The sequence below is a fragment of the Winogradskyella sp. J14-2 genome (genome assembly GCF_001971725.1).
In the GTDB taxonomy this organism is placed as follows: Bacteria; Bacteroidota; Bacteroidia; order Flavobacteriales; family Flavobacteriaceae; genus Winogradskyella.
On sequence record NZ_CP019388.1, the window covers coordinates 2,806,619 to 2,828,925 of the forward strand.

Below are 22,307 nucleotides of genomic sequence, written 5' to 3' on the forward strand. Positions count from 1 at the left end.
TGGCTTACGATGGCAGAAAAAAATAAAAAGAAAATATTTGACACAACGCTTTTTAAGCGTTTATTGGATTATATAAAACCTTACAAAACAGTATTTATAATCTCTTTGATTTGTGTTATTGGTTTGGCTGTTTTTGGTGCGTTAAGGCCAAGGATTTTAAAGGATGCAATAGATATTAAAATAGCCAATAAAGAGTATAGTGGTTTTGTGTTTTACATGGGTATTATGCTTGTGCTTCTTGTTTTAGAAGTTGTATCTCAGTTACTATTTATTTATTACGCAAGTTGGTTGGGTCAATCAGTTGTAAAAGATATTCGTGTCAAACTTTTTAAGCATATCCTAAAGCTTAAAATGACTTATTTTGATAAGTCGTCTGTTGGTGTTTTAATAACCAGAGCTGTAACAGACATGGAGCGTATTGCGGATATTTTTGGGCAAGGACTATTCATGATTTTTAGTGATATTCTAAAAATGTTGGTTGTGGCGATTTTTATGGCATTTATCAACTTAAAATTGAGTTTAATTGTTTTTGCAACGATGCCTGTAATTATTGTTGCTACTAAGATTTTTCAGAAGTATATGAAGAGAGCTTTTGAAGATGTACGAACTGAAGTCTCCAACCTTAATTCTTTTGTGCAAGAGCGTGTTACCGGAATGAAAATTTTACAGCTGTTTACACGAGAAGCTACTGAATACAAAAAGTTTAAAGAAATAAACGAACGTCATAAAAAAGGCTGGTTAAAAACCGTTTGGTATAATTCTATTTTCTTTCCAGTAGCTGAGTTTGTGTCTTCGCTTACTATGGCCTTGGTAATTTTAGTTGGAGGATTTACAGCTATAAACCAAGGTGCAACCACAACCTTGGGTGATTTGATTTCGTTTACAATGTTTATCCCTATGCTTTTTAGACCATTGTATCAAATTGCCAATAAATTTAATACGCTGCAAATGGGAATGGTTGCTGCAGATCGTGTATTTAGAGTGTTAGATACAACCTCTAATATAGATGATTTTGGTACAATTGAAGCCAATCATTTTAAAGGTGCAATTGAGTTTGATAATGTTAGATTCTCTTATGTTAAGGATGAAGAAGTTTTAAAAGGCATTTCTTTTAATGTAGAAGCAGGTGAAACAGTGGCTATCGTAGGTGCTACAGGAGCCGGAAAATCTACAATCATCAACTTATTGAATCGTTTTTATGAAATAAATTCTGGACATATAAGAATTGATGGTACAGACATAAAGGATATGACCCTAAGCTCATTACGTAACCAGATCGCAGTCGTATTGCAAGACGTATTTTTGTTTGCGGATACCATTCTAAATAACATTACGCTTAATAACGAATATATCACAGAAGACGATGTTGTTACTGCAGCTAAAGCTATTGGTATACACGACTTTATAACAAGCCTACCAGGTGGATATCATTACAACGTAAAAGAACGTGGTGTTATGCTCTCTTCTGGTCAGCGTCAACTGATTTCGTTTTTAAGGGCTTACGTCACTAATCCAAGTATTCTAATTTTGGATGAAGCTACTTCTTCTGTAGATTCATACTCAGAGCAATTAATACAAGATGCTACAGATACAATTACCAAAGGAAGGACATCTATTGTTATTGCACATAGATTAGCGACTATTCAGCAGGCTGATAAAATTATTGTCATGGATGCTGGTCAAATAGTTGAGATAGGAACACACAAATCTTTACTTAAGAAGAAAGATGGTTATTACAAAAATCTTTATGAAGTTCAGTTCTTAAAGGCTGAGGCAGTTTAATTAATTGTATCTTTTATTGTTTTGGTAGCTTCAATTTCAGCTCTTTTGGATTCTATCATAGCGTCCAATGACCCATTATAATACATTATAATGGTAGATGCTATTGTTATAATGACAAATAGTACGATTAGAATACCAATAAATAGAAGAGATCTAAGTAGTATTTGGGTAAAACTAAGACCGTAAACACGTTTAAGGCAGTATGTAAAATATAAAACCATAATTGGTATCGTAAGCAATCCAAATGCTTCAAAAGATATTAGTTTAGTGGGTACTAACGCAACTGTTAAGATGGCGATACATATAGATAGTTGTGCTTGGCCGTACAAAAAAATAACAATTAATTCCGTGTAATTATATGTTTTTATACCCATAAAAGTAAGCCTCGCGATTAAGGCATAGATTGGTATATATAACATCATTATAAGTGACTGATAGTCGGTCATAAAACTATATGTAGAATCAAAGACAGCTTGCTGCGTTTTACCGATTTCTGTATTTAAATCGTAAAGTGAAATCTCAGTCTGAAATTGCTTCAAGACATAAATTTGTAGACCAGACAAAGTAATGGCTAAGGCAAAATAGCTGATAACGTTTACGTACTTTTTTCTGGTGCCATTTATATAACCAACAATAACATCTTCTGGTTTTTTAAAAAGCTGAATAAAAGTTTGGAGCAGCTTGTTGTCGTAATTAAAAAAGGTTTCACTAAGATGTGTAAATAAGTTTTTTAAGGTAAGTCTGTTACGGATTACTTTTCCACCACAACGACTGCAATAATCATATTGCTCTTTTAACTCGGTATTACAGTTTTTACAATTCATTGATTAAGAATTTGCTGAACTACTAAAATTATAATAACCAATACCATTAAGAATAATATTGACACCATATAAATAATCATTGTGATTAAGAATTTGGCCAAAGTATTCACAAAGCTTTCTCTAAATATACGCTTGAGTACATAGAATAAATATAGGAACGTAGGTAACGTAAGTATGGTGGAAACAATTAGATAGTTTAAACCAAATAGTAAAAATAAAATGCTAAAAAAAGCTGTAATTATAATAATTTGGGCAGAGTAGTATAGGTTTAATACAAGATGTTCAGTGTAATTATATTTTCTATTGCCAGTAACATAGTATGCTAGCCATGAGCCTAGAGCAGATAGAGGAACTGTTAAGATATAAATAAGGCCTTGGTATTTTGTAAACATGTCGTATTCTATACCAGCAAAAGGGTTGTTTTCTTGTCCTGGTAGATTTTGAACACCTTCAATAAATTCAGTATTAAACCCAATAACATCTTTAAAAAAAGTAGTCATTAAAAACACCTGAATACCAGCAAGAGTTAAGGATACAGCGAAGTATTGTAATACATCAATATATTTTTTCCTTGTACCCTCAATATAATTGACTATAACTGATTCTGGTTGTTTAAAAAGATCAATAAATGTTTTTAAAAACTTGTTGTCTAAAGAAATAAACTGCTCATTTATTTGGTTTGCAATAATCTTTGGTGTTAAACGGTTTTGAATCACTTTTGCACCACACTCATCACAATACTTTTGTGTATCCCTTAGAGCTTTATGACAATTTTTACAATTCATTACTTAGTTTAAGTCTTCTTTAATCTTTTTTACAAGATCATCAGTGTCTTTAAACATTACAAATTCACCATTTTTAATATATGATATTTGTCCTGTTTCTTCACTCACAGCAATGGCAAGTGCATCTGTTTTTTCAGTAATACCTATGGCAGCTCTGTGGCGCAGGCCAAAACGTTCTGGTATGTGTTTTTCGTTATTAACCGGTAAGATAACACGTGTTGCTTTTACTACGTTTTTGTCAATGATAATAGCACCATCATGCAGTGGGCTATTTTTAAAGAAAATACTTTCTATAATGGGTTGCGAGACTAAAATATTGGTGTCGTCACCAGTATTGGTTAAGAAATCTAAATTGTTGTTGCGTTCTATAACAATTAATGCTCCAGTATTGGTAGCGCCCATTCTATTGCAGGCGTTGATAATAGCTTCGACATCGGTAGAAGTCTGATTTTCGTTTTTAAGAAATTTAAAATTTTTAAAAATTCCTTTTTTGCCTCCAATATTGGTTGAGCCTACAAGTAGTAAAAATTTTCGTATTTCTGGCTGAAAGACCACGATAAGTGCAATAATACCAACTTTCATAAACCCGTCAAAAATGCTGTAAAGCATCTGCATTTGTAGGTAGTCTGTAAGTCTCCATGCAAAATAGATGATAAGAATACCAATAAAAATATTGATAGCCACAGTGCCTTTTACAAGCTTATAGATGTAATAGAGTAGAATAGCCACAAGGAAAACATCTACAAAATCTATAAATCTAAATTCCCAAAGTTGAAGGTTTTCCAAGGTTAGTGCTTTTTGCTAATTTAATAATTTATTACAACTAGGTGCATTAGACCTAACAGGTTTTTAAAACCTTGTAGGTCTTTTTTATGTTAATAAATGAATTCAAAAGGACTAACAATAATATCCTCTCTTTCTATTTGTGATAATTCTGATTTGATAGAAATGTAATCTTGAAATGTTAGTGATTCATCAAAATATAAATCTAGCGAAAATCCAAGGGCCACTATTGGAAATTCTGTCTTAGGAATCTCACTTATATAATCAGAAAATGTGAGTAATCTATTTTTATATTCGATAGTTTTATCTCTGTCAAAAACTACAGATATAGTGATATATGCATGCTCAACAAAACCTTTTTTATACAAATCGTTTGAAGGTTCTAAAATTTGAAGATTTAAAGAGTCATTTGTTATGTCAACATATTTGTAATTCACATCAGTAAACTCTAAAAACCCCAAATTCTTAATACTTGTATCATTACAAGTAAAGTAATTCTTTGCATCTTCATTTTTGTGCATCGATTCTTTTTTACGTTTGTTTTGCAGATATTGAATATGAGGAATAGCCTGCCTCAAAGTTAAGCGCCTGTCTACATTAACTAACCAGTTTGTAGTGCCAATAAGATTTTTTCTATTGAAAAGGGTAGAGTCTGGTTGGGTTTCGTCATAAAAAATATAAACAGGTGAAACATCTAAAACTTCTGTGACTTCAGCATTTTCAATTTCAGGTAGCAGCAGTACGCGTTCATTGTTGCAGCCTAAAAAAGTAGTTATTGCTAAGACATATAATAACTTTTTCATTTAGTTCTTAATTAATTTATTAAACAATATCACACACTCAACAGCTTCCTTTACATCGTGCACTCGTAAGATTTTTGCACCTTTTTGCAAAGCCACCATGTGTAATGCGGTTGTGCCATTAAGTGCGTTTTCAGAAGTTGTATTTAATGTTTTGTAAATCATAGATTTTCTAGAGACACCTGCTAAAATGGGTTTGTCCACAATTTGCAATAACTCCATATTGTTGAGGAGCTCGTAATTTTGTTCTGTTGTTTTAGCAAAACCAAAACCAGGATCTATAATAATATCGTTGATTTTTGCAGCATGCGCTATTGCAATACGTTCGGCAAAATAGCTGTTAATGTCTTTAATTAAATCGTCATAATCGGTTTGTTGCTGCATGGTTTTAGGATTTCCTTTCATGTGCATCATAATGTACGGTACACCTAGTCGCCCAACAGTTGCAATCATGCTTTGGTCCAAATATCCAGCAGAAATATCATTGATGATTGCAGCGCCAGCTTCAATACTTTGTTTGGCAACTTCACCTCTAAATGTGTCAATAGAAATTAGAGTTTCAGGATAATGTTTCAGAATAAGTTTTACAACAGGCACCACACGATTTACTTCTTCAGTTTCACTAACATTATCTGCACCAGGGCGTGAACTATAACCACCAATATCTATAAAAGTAGCTCCTTCGTTCAGCATGGTTTCAACCTGATTTAAAATAGATTGTTCATCTTTATATTGTCCGCCATCATAGAAAGAATCTGGTGTAACGTTGAGAATTCCCATCACCTTGGGTGTAGAGATGTCTATAAGTTGGCCTTTGCAGTTTATGGTCATGCTAGAGTTATAAAATTTCATTTTAAAAAAGCCAAAGTTAACATATTCATAAACTTTTAAGTCCGAAATAAATCAATGGAGACAGAACTTTGAACTTTAAACTAAATAAGCGAAATTTACAGAAATTTTTACGGAATTATATGCAAGATACATCAAAACAATACGATGCTGTTATAGAAAAGTGCAGATCGCTTTTTGTTAATAAAATGAGCGATTATGGAAGTGCATGGAGGATTTTAAGATTACCGTCGCTTACTGATCAGATTTTTATAAAAGCACAACGTATTAGAAGTTTACAAGAAAATGATGTTAGAAAGGTGGATGAAGGAGAAGTAAGTGAGTTTATAGGTATTATAAACTACTGTGTTATGGCATTAATTCAGTTAGAAAAAGGTGTCGTAGAACAACCAGATCTGGAGACGGAAGAAGCTACGGAGCTCTATGACGAAAAAATTGCACTCACCAAAGAATTAATGATGAACAAAAATCACGACTATGGTGAAGCTTGGAGAGATATGCGTGTAAGCTCGTTGACCGATTTAATATTACAAAAGCTATTGCGCGTAAAGCAGATTGAAGATAATGCAGGCAAAACCATTGTAAGTGAAGGTATAGATGCTAATTATCAAGATATGATAAATTATGCTGTTTTCGCCATGATTCATCTTGGTGAAGGTGAATAAATTCCAAATTACAAAAACTAAATTCCAAAAGATTTGGGAAATGATAAGATTTATAATTTAGAAATGAGAACTTTTGTTTTTGCAAGAGATTGTCGTTTTTTGGTTCGAGATTTAAAGAGTACAATTTCTAATATTGAAGATGGTAAACAATTGGTAAAATCTTCTGGTTCTGTTGGAGCAAATTATATTGAAGGAAATGAAAAACTCGGTGATAAAGATTTAAAGTTTAGATTAAGAATCGCAAGAAAAGAAGCTAAGGAGAGTGAATATTGGTTAAGACTATTGAAAGAGTATAACGAAAGCGAAAACGATAGGATTGAAAATTTAAGAAACGAAGCTAATGAAATTAGAAAAATACTCTCGGCTATTATTAATAAGTTAAAATAAAAGAAAAAGTTTAATTTTAATTATTTGTTTGGAATTTAGTTTTTGATTTTTGGAATTTAATATTTATGAAATACATCACACACATAAGCAGAATATTCGTTGGAGTTTTATTTATAATCTCAGGATTTATAAAGCTTAACGACCCATTAGGGTTTTCTTATAAACTGCAAGAGTATTTTGGAGCAGACGTGCTAAATATGGAATTTATGATTCCATATGCCTTATTGCTTTCTGTTTTTGTGGTAGTCTTTGAAGTTGTTTTAGGTGTGTTTTTACTCATTGGTTACAAACCAAAATTTACAGTTTACAGTTTGTTGGCAATGATAGTTTTCTTCACATTTTTAACCTTTTATTCAGCATATTTTGATAAAGTTAAAGACTGTGGTTGTTTTGGCGATGCATTAAAATTAACACCATGGGAAAGCTTTACTAAAGATGTTATTTTATTAGTGTTGATATTGATTTTGGTAAAAGGTTTAAGGCATATACAACCGCTATTTACTAAATTACCAACTACTGTTATAGCCTTACTCAGTTTTATTGTGTCTTTATGGTTTGGTTACCATGTATTAATGCATTTACCAGCTATAGACTTTAGAGCTTACGCCATTGGTAAAAATATACCAGAGCAAATGGAAATTCCAGAAAATGCTGCAAAACCAGTTTTAGAATACACGTGGACGTTTAATATCGATGGCGAGAAACAGGAATTTGTGACTAACGGAAGTTATCCAGAAGTTGATGGTGAGTATGTAGGTGTTGAAACTAAGACGATTGATGAAGGTTATGTGCCACCAATTCAGGATTTTTCTATTGAGTCTGAAGATGAAGACCTAACAACTTATTTCATGGAAAAGGATAAGTTGGTCGTAATCGCAATGTATAATATTGCTGCATCTGAAACTGATGGAGTAGCTAAATTAAAAGCCTTTACAGATAGAGCTACTAAAAAAGGCTACACAGTGATAGGTCTGACCTCTTCTGGTGCGTATGAAAAAGAAAAGGTGAAACAAGATTTTGACCTTAATTTTGATTTTTACTTGTGTGATGAAAAAGTGATAAAGACCATAGTGCGAGCGAATCCTGGTGTTGTTCTTTTAGAAAGGGGTACGGTTGTTAATAAAGCACATTGGAATGATATTGAAGATGTAAATTTATAATTTGATAAGATACTTTGTAAATAAACTGTTCTATGCATTCATCACCTTATTAGGTGTTGTTACAGTTATTTTCTTTTTATTTACAATTCTTCCTGGTGATCCTGCAAAGATGATGTTGGGTCAAAATCAATCTGCCGAACAAGTAGAAGCAGTAAAAAAGAAATATGGTTTCGATAAGTCTTTAGGAACGCAGTTTTTGTATTATTTAAATGACTTATCTCCAATTTCATTTCACTCTAATAATTCAGAAGATTACACGTATTTAAGTACTAATAAGTATAATGCGGCAAAATTATTTACAATCAGAAATACTACGACGGTTGTAAAAACACCTTACTTAAGAGAATCTTTCACCAAACAAGGTAAAAAAGTAACAGATGTTATTGGTGAAACTATTCCAAACACCTTTGTTTTGGCAGTTTCAGCAATTATTATTGCTATAATTCTTGGAATTATCTTCGGAATTATTTCAGCGTTATATAGAGATACTTGGGTGGATAAAACCATACAAGTTTTAAGCACGTTTGGTATGAGTGTACCTTCTTTTTTTAGTGCTATTCTTTTTGCATGGTTGTTTGGTTTTGTGTTGCACAAATACACCAATCTAGAAATGACAGGAAGCCTGTATGAATTAGATGATTTTGGTGAAAAAATGACCATAAAATGGAAGAATCTAATTTTGCCTGCCATTGTTTTAGGTATTCGTCCCTTAGCTGTCGTCATTCAGCTAATGCGTAATTCGCTATTAGACGTAATGAGTCAAGATTACATAAGAACCGCAAGAGCAAAAGGGTTAAGCGAGTTTAAATTGATAAAAAATCATGCTGTTAAAAATGCATTAAATCCAGTGGTTACGGCAATTTCAGGATGGTTTGCATCGATGCTTGCTGGTGCCGTTTTTGTTGAGTATATTTTTGGATGGAATGGGCTTGGAAAAGAAATAGTTAATGCTTTAAACACTCTAGATTTACCAGTAATAATGGGTTCTGTTTTGGTTATTGCTATTGTCTTTATAACCATTAATATTCTTGTAGATTTAGTCTATGCATGGTTAGATCCTCGCGTTAAGCTATCTTGATAATTAACTGACTATTATCAACTAGCATTGTGCTTTAAAAGCTTATTTTTGTATACTTCAAACTAAAGTAAAATCAATTTATAAAATCATGAGAAAACATATTGTTGCCGGTAACTGGAAAATGAATAACGGATTAATTCAAACCAAAACCTTAATTACAGAGTTAAAAAAACAAGAAAAATCGTCTGATGTAGAGGTAATGATTGCACCAACATTTACCAACTTATGGCATGCTTTTGAAGCAACAAGACAATATGATATAGAAGTGATTGCCCAGAATATGCACTTTGCAGAAAATGGTGCATATACAGGTGAGATTAGTGCAGGTATGCTAAAAAGTATTGGTATTAAATCAGTGATTCTCGGGCATAGTGAGCGCAGAGCTTATTTTAACGAAACAGATGCAGCTCTAGCTAAAAAAGTTGATGCAGCATTAGCTAATGATATGCGAGTGATTTTTTGTTTTGGTGAAGAATTATCTGACCGCAAAGCAGGTAATGAGGAAACTGTTGTAGAAAACCAAATAAGAAACGCACTGTTTCATTTAGACGCAAATGCCTTCAAGCATATTGTTTTAGCTTATGAGCCTGTTTGGGCAATAGGTACAGGAGAAACTGCTACACCAGACCAAGCACAAGATATGCATGCATTTATTAGAAAAACTTTAGCTGAAAAATATGGTAACGACGTTGCAGACGAAGTTTCAATTCTTTATGGTGGAAGTGTAAAGCCAAACAATGCTAAGGAAATTTTCTCTAAGCCAGATGTAGATGGTGGACTAATTGGAGGCGCCTCTTTAAAGGCAGAAGATTTTTTTGCTATAGTGAACGCGTTTTAAATGAACAACACTATATATATAGGCTACGAATTTAAAGTAGAACCTCTTCAGCCAGCAACAGAAATTTTAATTGCAGAGCTTGGCTATGCAGGTTTCGAAAGTTTTGTAGAACACTCAGAAGGTGTTACTGCGTATATTCAAAAAGACGATTGGAATGCTTTTATACTAGAAGATATACAAATTTTAAACTCTGAAGAATTTGAGATTACCTATGAGTTTAATGAGATAGAGCAAACCAACTGGAATGCAGAGTGGGAGAAGAACTTTAAGCCTATAGTCGTCGATGATTTAGTTACTGTGCGTGCACCATTTCACGATAAACCTAGTACTAAATACGATCTTATTATTGAACCAAAAATGAGTTTTGGTACAGGTCATCATGAAACCACACATATGATGATTCAACATATTTTAAAGAACGATTTTGAAAATAAATCAGTTTTAGATATGGGTTGTGGCACTGGTGTATTAGCGATTTTAGCTGAGAAAGTTGGAGCAACAAAGTTAGATGCTATAGATATAGATAATTGGTGTTATCTCAATAGTTTAGAGAATGTAGAACGAAATGATTGTAAAAATATTTCGGTTTATGAAGGTGATATAAAACTGTTAGAAGGAAAGCAATACGATACAATTATTGCAAATATTAATAGAAATATTCTATTAGCAGATATACCTATGTATATTAAATGCCTAAGCAGTAATGGTGAATTATATTTAAGTGGTTTTTACGAAGAAGATATACCGAAGCTTGAAGATTTATGTAATAAGCACCTGTTAAAATTGAAAGAAACAATAAAAAGAGGTGATTGGGTATCATTAAAATTCATAAATTAGTAACAAGAAATTGTCCGCTTGAGGGGATGCACTGAGCATGTCGAAGTGGGACTTTAGGGGTGTTTTCAAAAACCTTTTTAAAAATTAGATACAATTATATAATTATATGACGAAAGAAAAATTATCAGAAGAATTACTCCTCGAAGAAGAAGTGCTAAAACAAAATGAGATTGTTTTATTTAATGATGATGTGAATACCTTTGATCATGTAATAGATACACTTATTTATGCCTGCGATCATGTACCAGAGCAAGCAGAGCAATGTGCAATAATAGTGCATTATAAAGGAAAGTGTACTGTAAAGACAGGCTCTTACGATGATTTAAAACCGCGTTGCTCTAAACTGTTAGAAGCTGGTCTTAGTGCGGAAATAGTATAAAAAAGAAATCCCTCAAGCGAGGGATTTTTTATTTAGTCATTCTTCCGACAGCGCAACTTACAAACGATTTTGCTTTTTTAGGTAAAGAGTTTTGTTCACCTACCATTGGGTATCCTAAATCTGAAAGTTTTGTTTTTGCAGCTTCAAACGCTTCATCATTATTATGATTAAAGCTTACTTCATCTGTATCATTGTTAACTGAAACATCAGATATGTCATCGAGTTTGGATAATTGTGTTAGTATAGTATTAGCACAACCACCATATTTTAGATTTTGTATTTGTATTGTTGTAGTCTTCATTTTGTAATTATTTGCGTTTACAGGTGTTCCATCCAAAAGGAAAATAAAGCGGACAGAAACTAATAAAACTTGTGAGTAAGAAAATGATAGCTAATACCATTAAAACATAAGCCAGTGTACCTTCAATTACATTGAAATAATACAATAAGGCTATAGCAATAGCAATTATAATTCTAATGCCTTTGTCTAAACTTCCCATGTTCTTTTTCATAATAAAAGAGTTTTAAAGTGTTGATGGACAAACAAAATCGGTAGTAGGTAGGTTTGTTTTCTTAATAGCACCAAATCCGCCAGCAATGTCTACCAAATTATGGTAACCTCTTGCTTTTAGTATGGAAGCTGCGATAACAGAACGATAACCACCAGCACAATGTACATAATAGGTTTTATCCTTATCTATTTGATCCATTTGATTGTTGATATAATCTAGTGCAAAATGCTGAGCATTTTCTAAATGCATGCTTTTATATTCACCATCTTTACGAACATCTAAAACATTTAATTCTGATGTATTTGCTCTTTTTTCAAATTCTTCAGCAGAGATAGATTCTAAAGAATCGATTTCTTTTCCTGAGGCTTCCCATGCGTCTATACCACCTTCAAGATAACCTAAGGTATTATCGTAACCAACTCGAGATAATCTAGTTACAGCTTCTTCAGACTTACCTTCTGGGACTACTAGTAAAATAGGCTGTTTAATGTCTGTAATTAAAGCACCAACCCAAGGCGCAAACTGTCCGTTTAATCCAATAAATATTGAGTTAGGTATGTGAGCTTTAATATAATCTGATTGTGTTCTTACATCTAAAACCAATGCAGATTCATGATTTGCTAATGCTTCAAATTCTTCTGGTGTTAAGGGGTTGTTTCCGGTGTTAAGAATGTCGTCAAAAGCATCATAGCCCATTTTATTCATCATCGCATTCTTAGCAAAATATTGTGGAGGTGGTGCAATACCATCAAGCACTTCTTCAATAAACTCTTCTCTGGTCATATCTGCACGCAAAGCATAGTTTGTTTTCTTTTGTTCACCTAAAACACCAACTGTTTCTTTACTTAAGTTTTTACCGCAAGCAGAACCAGCACCATGTGCAGGGTACACAATAACATCATCAGCCAAAGGCATAATTTTTTCTCTTAATGAATCATATAACATACCAGCTAAATCACGTTCTGTCAAATCTGATTTTATGGCCAAATCTGGTCTGCCAACATCACCTAAAAAAAGTGTGTCTCCTGAAAATATGGCGTAATCCTTACCGTTTTCATCTTTTAGTAAGTAAGTTACAGATTCTAAGGTATGACCTGGTGTGTGCAGTACTTTTATAGTAATATCACCGAGTTTTAATTCCTCACCATCGGTTGCCGAGTGAATGTTGTATTCTGTTTCTGCACCAGGACCGAAGACGATAGAGGCTCCAGTTTTTTCAGCTAAATCAACATGTCCTGAAACAAAATCGGCATGAAAATGTGTTTCTAAAACATACTTGATTTTGGCATTGTTAGCATGTGCTTTGTCAATATATTGTTGGGTCTCTCTTAAAGGGTCTATTATCGCTACTTCACCTTGAGATTCTATATAATAAGCCCCTTGAGCTAAACATCCTGTGTATAGTTGTTCAATTTTCATATTTTTAAAATTGTATGCATTAAGGCTACCTTAAGCTTTGTTATTGCTCTTTTTTAAATTTACGCTAAATTACAAAAGCAAAGAAAACTATTTTGTGCTATTTGTTACATAGGTTTTAACTTAGTGAGGAAGCCTACGTTTTAAAACACCGTATGCAAAGGTGCCCAATAAAGCGGCGGCAATGACAATGAGTATTGAGAAAGCACCTGTGCCAACTAAAATGTACATGGGTCCTGGACAGGCACCACACAATGCCCAGCCAAGTCCAAAAATACTACCTCCAGCAATATATCTAATAAATCCTTTATCTTTTAATGGTACTCGTAAATAGGTGCCCTTTGTTGTTTTAAGGTGGCTTCGTTTGGCTATTAGAAGTAGAAAAATACCCATAATTACAGCGGTACTAATAATTCCATACATATGAAAAGATTGAAATTTGAACATCTCAAATATGCGGTACCAAGACACAGCTTCAGATTTTACCAATACTATGCCAAAGAATATGCCAACTAGAAAAAACTTTAAAAACTTCTTCATCTTAAAATAGTATTGGAAAGATTAAATGAATCATAATTAGGCCACCAATAAAAAAACCAATTACAGCAATTAAAGAGGGTAACTGTAGACTGCTTAAGCCTGTAATAGCATGCCCAGATGTGCAGCCACCAGCATAGCGTGTTCCGAAACCAACTAAAAATCCTCCTGTAACTAATATAGTAATGCCTTTTATTGTAAATACATTATCCCAAGCAAATAATTCTGGCGGTAAAAGACTTTCTCCTGCATTTTTAAAGCCAAGCTGGTTTAAATCTGAAATAGTTTCTGCACTTAAATTAATATTAGTTGGGTTAGAGAGGACGAAATGGGCAATACATCCACCGATAATGGCTCCAATTACCACAATAAGATTCCATCTTTGGCTTTTCCAATCAAACTTAAAAAAATCAGAATATTTACCAGCGCCACCAATAGCACACATAGTTCTTAAATTAGAAGACATGCCAAAGGTTCTTCCGAAGTAGAGTAGTAAAAACATTACAACAGCAATACACGGACCAGATATATACCATGGCCAAGGGTCTTTAATTAGTTCCATTTATTTTAAAAAATTTTTGAATGTTAAGAGGTGTTGTTTTAAATATACTAAAAGTCTACAACATGTATTTTATTTCTTCCGAGTGTAATTTTTTCTTGCTTTTCAAGTTGTTTTAATAACCTTGAGACTACAACTCTAGAGGTGTGTAAATCTTCTGCAATTTCTTGGTGTGTAATTTCTAAATCTGTAGATGCAGAGAGTTTTACTTTGTCTGTAAGATACTTAAACAATCTCTCATCCATTTTCATAAAGGCAAGAGTGTCTATGGTTTCTAACATTTCATCAAAGCGTATCTGGTAGCTTTGCAGAATAAAGCTTCTCCAGCTTTTGTTAGTATCAAACCAACTTTTCATCTGTTCTAATGGTATCATAATTACCGTTGTGTCATCGTCGGCAATAGCTCTTATTTTACTAACAGATTTAGCCATGCAACAGGTTAGGGACATGGCGCAAGTATCGCCAGATTCTAATACATAAAGTAATAATTCACTTCCGTCAGTATCTTCTCTTAGTACTTTAATATTGCCTTTTATTAAAAGTGGAATATGTCTTAGGTCCTCACCAATATCAATGATAATATCATTTTTTTTGTAGGTTTTAATGGTTGCTACTTCTAATATAGTATTGAGGATTTCCTGGTCAAACAAATAAGAAAAAGGTTCTAAAATATCTTTTGAAATCATGTCTCAAAAATAATCAATTTGAATTTTGAAATAAATAGTTTGGTTGTTTTTTAATAAAAGTTATATATTTGCAGCCCTTTATAAGGCCACGTGGCGCAACTGAATAGCGCATCTGATTACGGCTCAGAAGGTTGCAGGTTTGAATCCTGCCGTGGTCACAAGTTTTTATAGAAAGCAAGCCCTATAGTGCTTGCTTTTTTTGTGTTGGGTGCATATTGTTAAGATTTTACCTTACCTGTTATATCACCAATTTTTATAAGAAATACAATAGGTATCTCCATATTGTAGGTTTTACTCGAAAACTGACTTATATAATCTAAATCCTTGTATTCTTTCTTTAAAACAAGATTTTTAATACCTAAAGAAAACTCGTGTAAATATAGCTTGGCCGTACCACCATCAATTTCTTCGTATTGGCCATGAGCCATAACAGATTGCCAACTATTGTTGTTAAAAATGTCTGCTACAGTCATAGAAACTGATGTCTGTTTTCGCATTGACTCAATTTTGTGCCCATGGCTAGAGTAGCAAATAATATATTTTTCATTAGCATTGTAGTAATATGTAATAGGTACGGTATAGGGTCTATTATTACTTATGTAAGACAAATAGCCTATGTAATTATTCTTTAATACATCAGAGCACCTTTTTTGTTCTAAACTTTTAATCATAATTATAACGTTTGTTTAAAGTTACTAACTAAGTTGTTGCTTTTTAATGATTTTAGTCAGCTTTATGAAGAAAAATATCATAACTGTTAGCTACCTAACATTTTAGGTCTTAGATGAGTTCTAGCTTTGCTTTGTAATATTTAAAAACAATAAGCGATGATTAAAAAAACATTTTTAGGATTACTGGCATTTAGTTTTTTTGCAGTGTCCTGTAGTAGTGATGACGATAATAATACGTCTACAACATCAGATTTAACTCTAAATTTACAAGGATTAGAAGCTTTAGGAAGTGATTATGTTTACGAAGGTTGGATAATTGTAAACGGACAACCAGTAAGTACAGGTACTTTTACTAGTGTTACTTTTCCACAAACATTTCCTGTAAATACTGAACAATTAGATAATGCAACAACATTTGTATTGTCTATTGAGCCAGCTGTAGATCCTGATCCTGCACCAGCAGATACAAAGATACTGGTTGGAGATTTTAATGGAACTATAGCTACAGTTAATACAGATATTGTTGGTGATTTTTCTAATGCTTCAGGTGCATTCTTTTTAAGAACTCCAACAGATGAAATGGGAATGAACAACGGTAATGACGAAAATGGAGTTTGGTTTGGTACACCAGGAATGCCGCCAACTCCTAATTTTGTATTGCCAACATTACCAGCTGGTTGGGCTTACGAAGGGTGGGTAGTCGGAGACTCTGGACCTTTAAGTACAGGCGTTTTCACAGCATTTAACTCTGCTGACAATGCAGCACCATTTAGTGGGCCAGCAGGAGGACCACCAGTACCTGGAGAAGACTTTTTTGAGAATGCACCAACAGGTGAAACATTTCCTCTAGATGTTAGAGGGCGTACTGTGGTAATATCAGTAGAACCAGTACCAGACGACTCACCAGCACCTTTTGTTTTAAAGCCATTAGTTGGTACTGCAGGTAATGAGACTGCACCTGCTACGCACAGCTTAGGTGCTAACTTAGGTTCTTTGCCAATAGGTTCAGTAACCAGAAATTAATGTTATTAAGGAAAATTTACCGCTAGAGCGATAGATTATATTGAGTTTTTTAAAAGGCTGCCTATTGGCAGTCTTTTTTAGTCTAAAGCATTCTTGGTAACATATGCTCGCCAACCTATAATAGCAAGTTGAAATTTACTCGCTTTACTTAGGTCTAATTGCTTCTTAGAGTAACTAGGAAGTATCGCTTTGTTGATTTTTGCAATTACCTTAAAGATATTTCTCCTCATTTTTATTGATTAACAAAAGTTTGATTATCTCTTTTGTATGTTTAATGAGTGATAAAAATAGTAAAACTTATTCTAGAACTAAGTTTTACATGTTTTTTGATTGGTTGTCTTAGAACACCATCGCTGATGCAATGATGTATTGATTGGTTGGGTTTAGAATATCGAAAATATTATATCGATAATCAGTTTTGCTAAAGTCATCATAATTTTTTTGGTTTAGAGGTTAATTATTTGTTTTAAATTCTTGATTGAGTTTTCAATATATATCGACAAACAATAGTCTTCCAAACGTTTTTATAAAAATCGACGAATTTGCATTTAAATTTATAACTAAAAAAATGAAATATATTACTAAAAAATGTGACTTATCTTAAAATAAGTTATTAAATGAAATAATAAATAGCAATTAACCTTTCAAAATTATATGTTTGTAGAAGGTTTTTTAGTCAGTTTTATAAATCGTAGAGGCATTTCATCTTAAAAATGCTCAATTTTTAAGTTTTCATCTTTTTAGTGTTCTTCATTACTGATAATTATCATAGGATTCTTCAGTTGGTTTTTGTAAATAATTTTTAATTAACATCTATAGTCTTTTTTACGCTTATCTTTGGAAAAAATTAGAGTATGAAACGTTTTTTAATAGTTCCAGTAATATTTATATGTCAGATCTCTTGGAGTCAGGTTTTAGTTATTAATGAGTTAGATCCGGATTCGCCAAGTACAGATACAGCAGAATTTGTAGAGTTAAAGTCGCAGACACCAAATTTTTCCACTGATGGTTACATTTTAGTGTTTTTCAATGGGTCTTCAAGTGGTGCAGATTCTAGTTATATGGTAATTGATTTAAACGGTTATCAAACTGATAATAATGGATTATTGGTAATTGGTAGCGAGGGTGTATATCCTTTTCCTCAGTTGTTAATATCAGAAAATGTTATCCAGAACGGAGCTGATGCTGTTGGCATTTATCAGGCTTCAGTAAACGATTTTCCTGAAGGTACTCTCGCAACTCAAGCAAATCTAATTGACGCTATGGTTTATGGAACTAACGATCCCGACGATACGGTGCTAATGGGTTTGTTGGGAGAAACTGTTCAATATAACGATAATGGTACTAATGCTACAGAGAGATCTATTCAACGCTTTGTGGATGGTATGGGAGTAGAGTCTTATTCTGCTGCAACACCAACACCAAGACGTGAAAATGATGGTTCTGGTACAGCTATAAATCCTATTCAGATTTCTGTTGTAGAAACACAATATGATGAAGGTGCTTCTTTTGATATTACTTTTACTGCTGAAGTAAATGTTACTTCAGATTTGAACTTTACAATTAGCCTTAATAATTTTGGTTTTAATACTTCAGATTATACCGGAAATACCAACCTTACTATTTTAAGTGGAACCAATTCAACTTCCACAACCATAACATTAACGGATGACTCTGATGATGAAGGTGATGAAGTGATGCGAATTCAATTTACGGATTTAGAAGAGCCAATTGTTCCTGGCAATAACTTTGTAGAAGTTAGGGTTGTGGACAACGATTTTACAGTTGCAGCATGGGGAACACCAACAAACCCAACAACTGGAATTGTACAGAGTACACAGCCAGATGGGTACTATGACAGTTTAGATGGTTTGTCGGATTTGGCATTAAGACAAGCATTACAAGATATTATTGCAGATCCTAATGTGGTGAGGGCACAAACCTATGCTGATGTCATCGATATTTTAATGGAAGCAGATCAAAATCCAGCAAACAGCAATCAGGTTTGGTTGCTTTACATAGAAGAAGGTAGAGCAAAGCTAGATTTACAAACAGGAAGTAGTAACTCAGGTAAATGGAACAGAGAGCACACATTTCCACGTTCTAGAGGTGGTTTTTTTGATATTGAAGAAGACGAAGTTGCCGATGGTATTGATGTATTTTGGACAACAGAAGCAGACTCGCTTCGCCACGGAAACTCAGATGCCCATGCCCTGAGAGCAGCAGATGCTGCTGAAAACAGTTCTCGAGGAAATCAGCATTATGGACAGTATATTGGTCCAAGTGGAACATTAGGCAGTTTTAGAGGTGATGTGGCGCGAAGTGTATTGTATATGGAAATTAGATATAATGGACTTGAAGTGGTAAATGGATTTCCTACAACAACAGGGCAATTAGGTGATTTAGCAACTCTATTAGATTGGCACAGAAATGATCCGCCAGACGATTTTGAAATGAATAGAAATAACGTGGTGTACACGTGGCAGTTTAACAGAAATCCATTTATAGATCAACCCGATTTGGTGGAGTATATTTGGGGCAATAACGTTGGAGATGTTTGGGATCAGCAACTCAGTGTAGATGAAAATGAATTACAAGGTGTTTCGCTGTATCCTAACCCAACATCTGGAAGATTGTACATAAACACAACCAATGCAGTAAATGTTGAGGTATATTCTGTCGAAGGAAAACGATTAAGACAATATAGTGCTATAGATGGTTACTTGGATTTAGATTTAGCTTCTGGTTTGTATTTGGTAAAACTTGAAACTGAAAAAGGATCTATGACAAAGAAAATTATTGTTGAATAAACAAAGTTTGGGGCATTTTGATAAAATTCGTCAGTTCGAGTGAATTTTTCGATTGAAATAAGAAAAATTAGTATCGAGAATTAGAATTTTAGTGATTAAAAAGTTCTCGACACAATTTTTAAGTTACACTTAGGTATCTTCAAACAAAATATATTTTGTTTTTCATAATCTCAAAATCACCCGAATTGACGCTTTCATTAAACAGTATGTTTAATTAATGACCAGTGTAAAAAAGCCAAACTCAATAACTGATGTTTGGCTTTTTTCGTTTTTATAGATTGATGAAATTTAATCCTTTTTGGTTTTTATAATAATTACTCCATTTTTGGCTTTATCACCATATTTTTCTATCGCAGACTTATCTTTAAGAACTGTTACAGACTCAATATTTTTTGGTTTCATTTTTATAAATTTATCTTTAGAGACTTCCTTATCGTTTACCATAAACAATGGATCCTTACCATTAGATGTTGAAATAAACATGTTTTCGTCGTCATAAGCATTTTGAATAATAATTATATCGTCTTCTTTGGTTATATTCTCATCACTTATCCACACATTGTTTCCGATTTTTTCTTCTAAAATAACCTCAACTTCATCATCATCTTCAGCGATGACCTCTATAGTCTTTGCTCTTTTGTCTTTATCTACAACAACATACATGGTGTCGCCTTTAACTTGGTTAACTTTCTCTTTGCTAATTACAAATACATTGTTACTGTTCCCTGTTTTTTGAATTTTGTGCTTATCTCCATCCTCAGTTTTTATGATGTAAGAATGCTTTTTTGTTTTGTGATCTTTGTTGCTAATAGTAATAGTGCTGTGCTCTTTATCAAAAGCAATGTGTATTGGTTCTATGGCTTCGTCATCAGAGCTTATTTGATATTTGGTACTTGAGTTTTTGGATTTGGCTTCAATTTTTATAGCTCTAATTTCGCCTTTTTTGTTGCGTTTAATTCCTTTTATTTTTATGGTAACACCTTCTTGATTGAGTTTTTCTTTTATGCTTTCTAGTTCAGCATCTGTAGTGTTTTTATTTATAGTTGTTATAATAAACTCTTTTTCCGAAGCTATAGACTCCTGCTTTACTTTTTGTTTTTCAGACTTTTTAGATTTCGGTTTTTCTTCTTTTTTAGTAGAAAGATCCTTATGTTGCATGCCGAGAACTTTCATTTTAGAGATAGCTCTTTTTTGTAGTGCTCTATAGTCAGATTCATTTTGTTTTTTGTCCCTATCAAAATGAAAAGTGGCATTTTGGGGACTGCCTACATAGCCGGCATAATCATCAAAAAACTCTTTGTAAATAATAAAATCTTCAATTGGAGTTTCTGCATTTCCACCACCATAACTACGATTGTAGAATTTTACAAAAATATCAATAAGCTCATTATTTGAGTTTCGTTTTATTTGGCTAAACACTAGCGTTCCTCCTTTGTCCTCAATCGCTTTAGACATGGCTTTTAATTCTGTGTCTGTTGAGTTTTTAGTGACTAAAAACTCAATCGTTTCATTTGTGTTTTTGGTTGTGGTGATTTCGTTTACATACACTTTTTCGGTATTCATACTCATTAATAAACCTGCTAAAAGTGGAAGAATCAATAGATATCTCAACTGTTTTTTCTGATGTGATTTAGATTTGTGTAACATAATGATTCGATTTTTGATTTGTGAATTATAAAAATTATTTGATAATGAATTATTTGTGTTATATATACTGGTTTTTAGTAGTAGATGCTGGTAGGCTTTTTCATTCTTTGTAGTAGCTTGCGTTTCACGATCTGCGATATATTCAAGATTTTGATGCACTTCTTTTTTGTAAAACCATATCAGTGGATTGAACCAAAAGATTACGCATGCTAGTTGAGAAAAAAGAACGTCTAAAGAATGCATTTGGTTAACGTGAACCTTCTCGTGCATTAATATGAGTTCTAATTCTTCGTTACTAAAGTCTTTTGGATTATAAACTATCCATTTAAAAAATGAAAACGGAGAAATTTTGTGATTTACAATAACATAAGTGTAAATACCATCCTTGTCCTTTGGGTTTTTAAGTAGTAGTCTAATAAGTGACCCAAACTGAAATAAAAACTGAAGAAATAAAACGCTAAAACCAATGATGTATAGGATTGGTAGTAATGACATCCAATTAAATGTTTCTTCTATTGTAACAGGTGCTTTATCGGTTGTTGCCTCGCTCACTTGAAATGCAATTTGTGGTGATGCAATAGTTTCAACAGGAATACTAATTGGTATAACAATTAATGGAAATATTAATGCAATGACTAAACCCAGTAACAAAAACCAACGGTTATGGTTAAAAAAAGTTTCTCGTTTTAATAATAGCTGATAACATATGTAGAATATGCAAACAACGGCCGATGCTTTTAATAGATATTCCATGATTACTTTTTGTTTTCTATAATTTCAATTATCTCCTTCAGCTCTTCAACACTAATTTTTTCCTCTTTCGCAAAAAAGGACACGACGTTTTTATAAGAACTGTTAAAGTAGTTCTCAATAGCAGTATTCATAAAACGCTTTTTGTAATCTTCCTTAGATATAATAGGATAGTACTGGTGTGTTTTGCCGTAGGCGTTATAACTCACATACCCTTTTTCTTCCAGATTTCTAATTATGGTTGATAAAGTGTTGTAGTGTGGTTTGTCTGTTTCTATTTCTGCCAATACATCTTTAACAAAAGCTTTTTCTAGCTTCCATAAAATGTGCATTATTTCTTCTTCTTTATTAGTGAGTTTCTGCATCTTAGAAGTATTAAATCATTGATCTTAAACTCAAATATAACTATTTTTATAGTTAAATAACTATAAAAATAGTTATTTAACGAGAAATTTAGTTTTTGTTTGCTTTGAAAATGAAATACTATCTTCGCAATTCTTAAAAGCATGAATTAAATATTTGGGTTGTA

At 32.9% G+C, this 22,307-nt stretch carries 25 protein-coding genes and 1 tRNA gene; 11 read left to right on the top strand and 15 right to left on the bottom strand.

Annotated elements, in window-relative coordinates; all coding sequences use genetic code 11:
* Positions 1-9: 9 nt before the first annotated feature.
* The gene (locus tag BWZ20_RS12610) at positions 10-1,782 is read left to right on the top strand and encodes an ABC transporter ATP-binding protein (RefSeq protein ID WP_076620447.1); all 1,773 of its coding nucleotides are present in this window, start codon (positions 10-12) and stop codon (positions 1,780-1,782) included.
* Here the strand turns inward: BWZ20_RS12610 and BWZ20_RS12615 are convergent.
* From BWZ20_RS12615 to folP, 5 genes are all read right to left on the bottom strand, one after another.
* A complete protein-coding gene (locus BWZ20_RS12615) occupies positions 1,779-2,606 on the bottom strand; it encodes a DUF3667 domain-containing protein (RefSeq protein ID WP_076620448.1) in 828 nt (275 codons plus the stop codon). The genes BWZ20_RS12610 and BWZ20_RS12615 overlap by 4 nt on opposite strands.
* Positions 2,603-3,391: a DUF3667 domain-containing protein gene (locus BWZ20_RS12620; RefSeq protein WP_076620449.1), complete on the bottom strand. Its 789-nt coding sequence runs from the start codon at positions 3,389-3,391 to the stop codon at positions 2,603-2,605. The genes BWZ20_RS12615 and BWZ20_RS12620 overlap by 4 nt, the downstream gene beginning before the upstream one ends.
* A gap of 3 nt (positions 3,392-3,394) precedes the next feature.
* Positions 3,395-4,177, bottom strand: coding sequence for a diadenylate cyclase CdaA (cdaA, locus tag BWZ20_RS12625; RefSeq protein ID WP_076620450.1), 783 nt, complete (start codon positions 4,175-4,177; stop codon positions 3,395-3,397).
* 89 nt (positions 4,178-4,266) lie between these two features.
* Positions 4,267-4,977, bottom strand: coding sequence for a hypothetical protein (locus BWZ20_RS12630; RefSeq protein WP_076620451.1), 711 nt, complete (start codon positions 4,975-4,977; stop codon positions 4,267-4,269).
* On the bottom strand, positions 4,978-5,805 hold the full coding sequence (folP, locus tag BWZ20_RS12635; RefSeq protein ID WP_076620452.1) for a dihydropteroate synthase: 828 nt from the start codon (positions 5,803-5,805) through the stop codon (positions 4,978-4,980).
* Positions 5,806-5,945: 140 nt separating this feature from the next.
* Between folP and BWZ20_RS12640 the strand changes: the two genes are divergently transcribed.
* The 7 genes from BWZ20_RS12640 to BWZ20_RS12670 all read left to right on the top strand — a co-directional run bounded on the left by BWZ20_RS12640 (position 5,946) and on the right by BWZ20_RS12670 (position 11,167).
* A complete protein-coding gene (locus BWZ20_RS12640; RefSeq protein WP_076620454.1) occupies positions 5,946-6,488 on the top strand; it encodes a DUF1599 domain-containing protein in 543 nt (180 codons plus the stop codon).
* 33 nt (positions 6,489-6,521) lie between these two features.
* Complete coding sequence (locus BWZ20_RS12645) at positions 6,522-6,875, top strand: four helix bundle protein (protein ID WP_232217111.1); 354 nt, start codon at positions 6,522-6,524, stop codon at positions 6,873-6,875.
* A gap of 65 nt (positions 6,876-6,940) precedes the next feature.
* Entirely contained in the window at positions 6,941-8,035 is a 1,095-nt protein-coding gene (locus BWZ20_RS12650) for a BT_3928 family protein (protein WP_076620456.1), read from the top strand.
* A 1-nt stretch (position 8,036) separates the two neighbouring features.
* Positions 8,037-9,113, top strand: coding sequence for an ABC transporter permease (locus BWZ20_RS12655; RefSeq protein WP_076620457.1), 1,077 nt, complete (start codon positions 8,037-8,039; stop codon positions 9,111-9,113).
* A gap of 88 nt (positions 9,114-9,201) precedes the next feature.
* Complete coding sequence (gene tpiA / locus BWZ20_RS12660; RefSeq protein WP_076620458.1) at positions 9,202-9,951, top strand: triose-phosphate isomerase; 750 nt, start codon at positions 9,202-9,204, stop codon at positions 9,949-9,951.
* Positions 9,952-10,788 carry a 50S ribosomal protein L11 methyltransferase gene (gene prmA, locus BWZ20_RS12665; RefSeq protein WP_076620459.1) on the top strand — a complete coding sequence of 279 codons (837 nt, stop codon included), beginning with the start codon at positions 9,952-9,954 and terminating at the stop codon, positions 10,786-10,788.
* A 106-nt stretch (positions 10,789-10,894) separates the two neighbouring features.
* The gene (locus BWZ20_RS12670; RefSeq protein WP_076620460.1) at positions 10,895-11,167 is read left to right on the top strand and encodes an ATP-dependent Clp protease adaptor ClpS; all 273 of its coding nucleotides are present in this window, start codon (positions 10,895-10,897) and stop codon (positions 11,165-11,167) included.
* Positions 11,168-11,195: 28 nt separating this feature from the next.
* Here the strand turns inward: BWZ20_RS12670 and BWZ20_RS12675 are convergent, their stop codons facing one another.
* The 6 genes from BWZ20_RS12675 to BWZ20_RS12700 all read right to left on the bottom strand — a co-directional run bounded on the left by BWZ20_RS12675 (position 11,196) and on the right by BWZ20_RS12700 (position 14,877).
* Entirely contained in the window at positions 11,196-11,468 is a 273-nt protein-coding gene (locus tag BWZ20_RS12675; RefSeq protein ID WP_076620461.1) for a heavy-metal-associated domain-containing protein, read from the bottom strand.
* A 7-nt stretch (positions 11,469-11,475) separates the two neighbouring features.
* The gene (locus BWZ20_RS12680) at positions 11,476-11,679 is read right to left on the bottom strand and encodes a DUF2892 domain-containing protein (RefSeq protein WP_076620462.1); all 204 of its coding nucleotides are present in this window, start codon (positions 11,677-11,679) and stop codon (positions 11,476-11,478) included.
* 12 nt (positions 11,680-11,691) lie between these two features.
* Positions 11,692-13,098 (bottom strand): MBL fold metallo-hydrolase, encoded by a 1,407-nt coding sequence (locus BWZ20_RS12685; RefSeq protein WP_076620463.1) that lies wholly within the window; start codon positions 13,096-13,098, stop codon positions 11,692-11,694.
* Between the two features lie 120 nt (positions 13,099-13,218).
* Positions 13,219-13,635: a DUF6691 family protein gene (locus BWZ20_RS12690; protein WP_076620464.1), complete on the bottom strand. Its 417-nt coding sequence runs from the start codon at positions 13,633-13,635 to the stop codon at positions 13,219-13,221.
* 1 nt (position 13,636) lies between these two features.
* Positions 13,637-14,194, bottom strand: a complete 558-nt coding sequence (locus BWZ20_RS12695; protein ID WP_076620466.1) for a YeeE/YedE family protein — start codon at positions 14,192-14,194, stop codon at positions 13,637-13,639.
* Between the two features lie 47 nt (positions 14,195-14,241).
* The gene (locus BWZ20_RS12700; RefSeq protein ID WP_076620468.1) at positions 14,242-14,877 is read right to left on the bottom strand and encodes a Crp/Fnr family transcriptional regulator; all 636 of its coding nucleotides are present in this window, start codon (positions 14,875-14,877) and stop codon (positions 14,242-14,244) included.
* Positions 14,878-14,961: 84 nt separating this feature from the next.
* Between BWZ20_RS12700 and BWZ20_RS12705 the strand changes: the two genes are divergently transcribed.
* Positions 14,962-15,035: transfer RNA gene (locus tag BWZ20_RS12705), tRNA-Arg, on the top strand.
* 60 nt (positions 15,036-15,095) lie between these two features.
* Here BWZ20_RS12705 and BWZ20_RS12710 read toward each other — a convergent pair.
* On the bottom strand, positions 15,096-15,548 hold the full coding sequence (locus BWZ20_RS12710) for a pyridoxamine 5'-phosphate oxidase family protein (protein ID WP_076620470.1): 453 nt from the start codon (positions 15,546-15,548) through the stop codon (positions 15,096-15,098).
* A 156-nt stretch (positions 15,549-15,704) separates the two neighbouring features.
* On the opposite strand from BWZ20_RS12710, the gene BWZ20_RS12715 reads away from it, so the two are divergent.
* Entirely contained in the window at positions 15,705-16,571 is an 867-nt protein-coding gene (locus BWZ20_RS12715; protein WP_076620472.1) for an anti-sigma factor, read from the top strand.
* Positions 16,572-16,648: 77 nt separating this feature from the next.
* Here BWZ20_RS12715 and BWZ20_RS12720 read toward each other — a convergent pair whose 3' ends face one another.
* Entirely contained in the window at positions 16,649-16,801 is a 153-nt protein-coding gene (locus BWZ20_RS12720; RefSeq protein ID WP_076620474.1) for an SsrA-binding protein, read from the bottom strand.
* Between the two features lie 624 nt (positions 16,802-17,425).
* On the opposite strand from BWZ20_RS12720, the gene BWZ20_RS12725 reads away from it, so the two are divergent.
* Complete coding sequence (locus BWZ20_RS12725) at positions 17,426-19,381, top strand: endonuclease (protein ID WP_076620476.1); 1,956 nt, start codon at positions 17,426-17,428, stop codon at positions 19,379-19,381.
* Positions 19,382-19,669: 288 nt separating this feature from the next.
* Here BWZ20_RS12725 and BWZ20_RS12730 read toward each other — a convergent pair whose 3' ends face one another.
* Positions 19,670-21,781, bottom strand: coding sequence for a M56 family metallopeptidase (locus BWZ20_RS12730; protein WP_076620478.1), 2,112 nt, complete (start codon positions 21,779-21,781; stop codon positions 19,670-19,672).
* A gap of 2 nt (positions 21,782-21,783) precedes the next feature.
* On the bottom strand, positions 21,784-22,143 hold the full coding sequence (locus BWZ20_RS12735) for a BlaI/MecI/CopY family transcriptional regulator (protein ID WP_076620480.1): 360 nt from the start codon (positions 22,141-22,143) through the stop codon (positions 21,784-21,786).
* Positions 22,144-22,307 lie beyond the last annotated feature (164 nt).

Coding starts and splice junctions, on each gene's coding strand:
- BWZ20_RS12720 (WP_076620474.1), bottom strand. CDS start 16,801: ATGAGGAGAAATATCTTTAAGGTAATTGCAAAAATCAACAAAGCGATA.
- tpiA (WP_076620458.1), top strand. CDS start 9,202: ATGAGAAAACATATTGTTGCCGGTAACTGGAAAATGAATAACGGATTA.
- BWZ20_RS12675 (WP_076620461.1), bottom strand. CDS start 11,468: ATGAAGACTACAACAATACAAATACAAAATCTAAAATATGGTGGTTGT.
- BWZ20_RS12715 (WP_076620472.1), top strand. CDS start 15,705: ATGATTAAAAAAACATTTTTAGGATTACTGGCATTTAGTTTTTTTGCA.
- BWZ20_RS12610 (WP_076620447.1), top strand. CDS start 10: ATGGCAGAAAAAAATAAAAAGAAAATATTTGACACAACGCTTTTTAAG.
- folP (WP_076620452.1), bottom strand. CDS start 5,805: ATGACCATAAACTGCAAAGGCCAACTTATAGACATCTCTACACCCAAG.
- BWZ20_RS12650 (WP_076620456.1), top strand. CDS start 6,941: ATGAAATACATCACACACATAAGCAGAATATTCGTTGGAGTTTTATTT.
- BWZ20_RS12695 (WP_076620466.1), bottom strand. CDS start 14,194: ATGGAACTAATTAAAGACCCTTGGCCATGGTATATATCTGGTCCGTGT.
- BWZ20_RS12615 (WP_076620448.1), bottom strand. CDS start 2,606: ATGAATTGTAAAAACTGTAATACCGAGTTAAAAGAGCAATATGATTAT.
- BWZ20_RS12670 (WP_076620460.1), top strand. CDS start 10,895: ATGACGAAAGAAAAATTATCAGAAGAATTACTCCTCGAAGAAGAAGTG.
- BWZ20_RS12640 (WP_076620454.1), top strand. CDS start 5,946: ATGCAAGATACATCAAAACAATACGATGCTGTTATAGAAAAGTGCAGA.
- BWZ20_RS12680 (WP_076620462.1), bottom strand. CDS start 11,679: ATGAAAAAGAACATGGGAAGTTTAGACAAAGGCATTAGAATTATAATT.
- prmA (WP_076620459.1), top strand. CDS start 9,952: ATGAACAACACTATATATATAGGCTACGAATTTAAAGTAGAACCTCTT.
- BWZ20_RS12725 (WP_076620476.1), top strand. CDS start 17,426: ATGAAACGTTTTTTAATAGTTCCAGTAATATTTATATGTCAGATCTCT.
- BWZ20_RS12630 (WP_076620451.1), bottom strand. CDS start 4,977: ATGAAAAAGTTATTATATGTCTTAGCAATAACTACTTTTTTAGGCTGC.
- BWZ20_RS12690 (WP_076620464.1), bottom strand. CDS start 13,635: ATGAAGAAGTTTTTAAAGTTTTTTCTAGTTGGCATATTCTTTGGCATA.
- BWZ20_RS12710 (WP_076620470.1), bottom strand. CDS start 15,548: ATGATTAAAAGTTTAGAACAAAAAAGGTGCTCTGATGTATTAAAGAAT.
- BWZ20_RS12620 (WP_076620449.1), bottom strand. CDS start 3,391: ATGAATTGTAAAAATTGTCATAAAGCTCTAAGGGATACACAAAAGTAT.
- BWZ20_RS12735 (WP_076620480.1), bottom strand. CDS start 22,143: ATGCAGAAACTCACTAATAAAGAAGAAGAAATAATGCACATTTTATGG.
- BWZ20_RS12730 (WP_076620478.1), bottom strand. CDS start 21,781: ATGGAATATCTATTAAAAGCATCGGCCGTTGTTTGCATATTCTACATA.
- BWZ20_RS12700 (WP_076620468.1), bottom strand. CDS start 14,877: ATGATTTCAAAAGATATTTTAGAACCTTTTTCTTATTTGTTTGACCAG.
- BWZ20_RS12685 (WP_076620463.1), bottom strand. CDS start 13,098: ATGAAAATTGAACAACTATACACAGGATGTTTAGCTCAAGGGGCTTAT.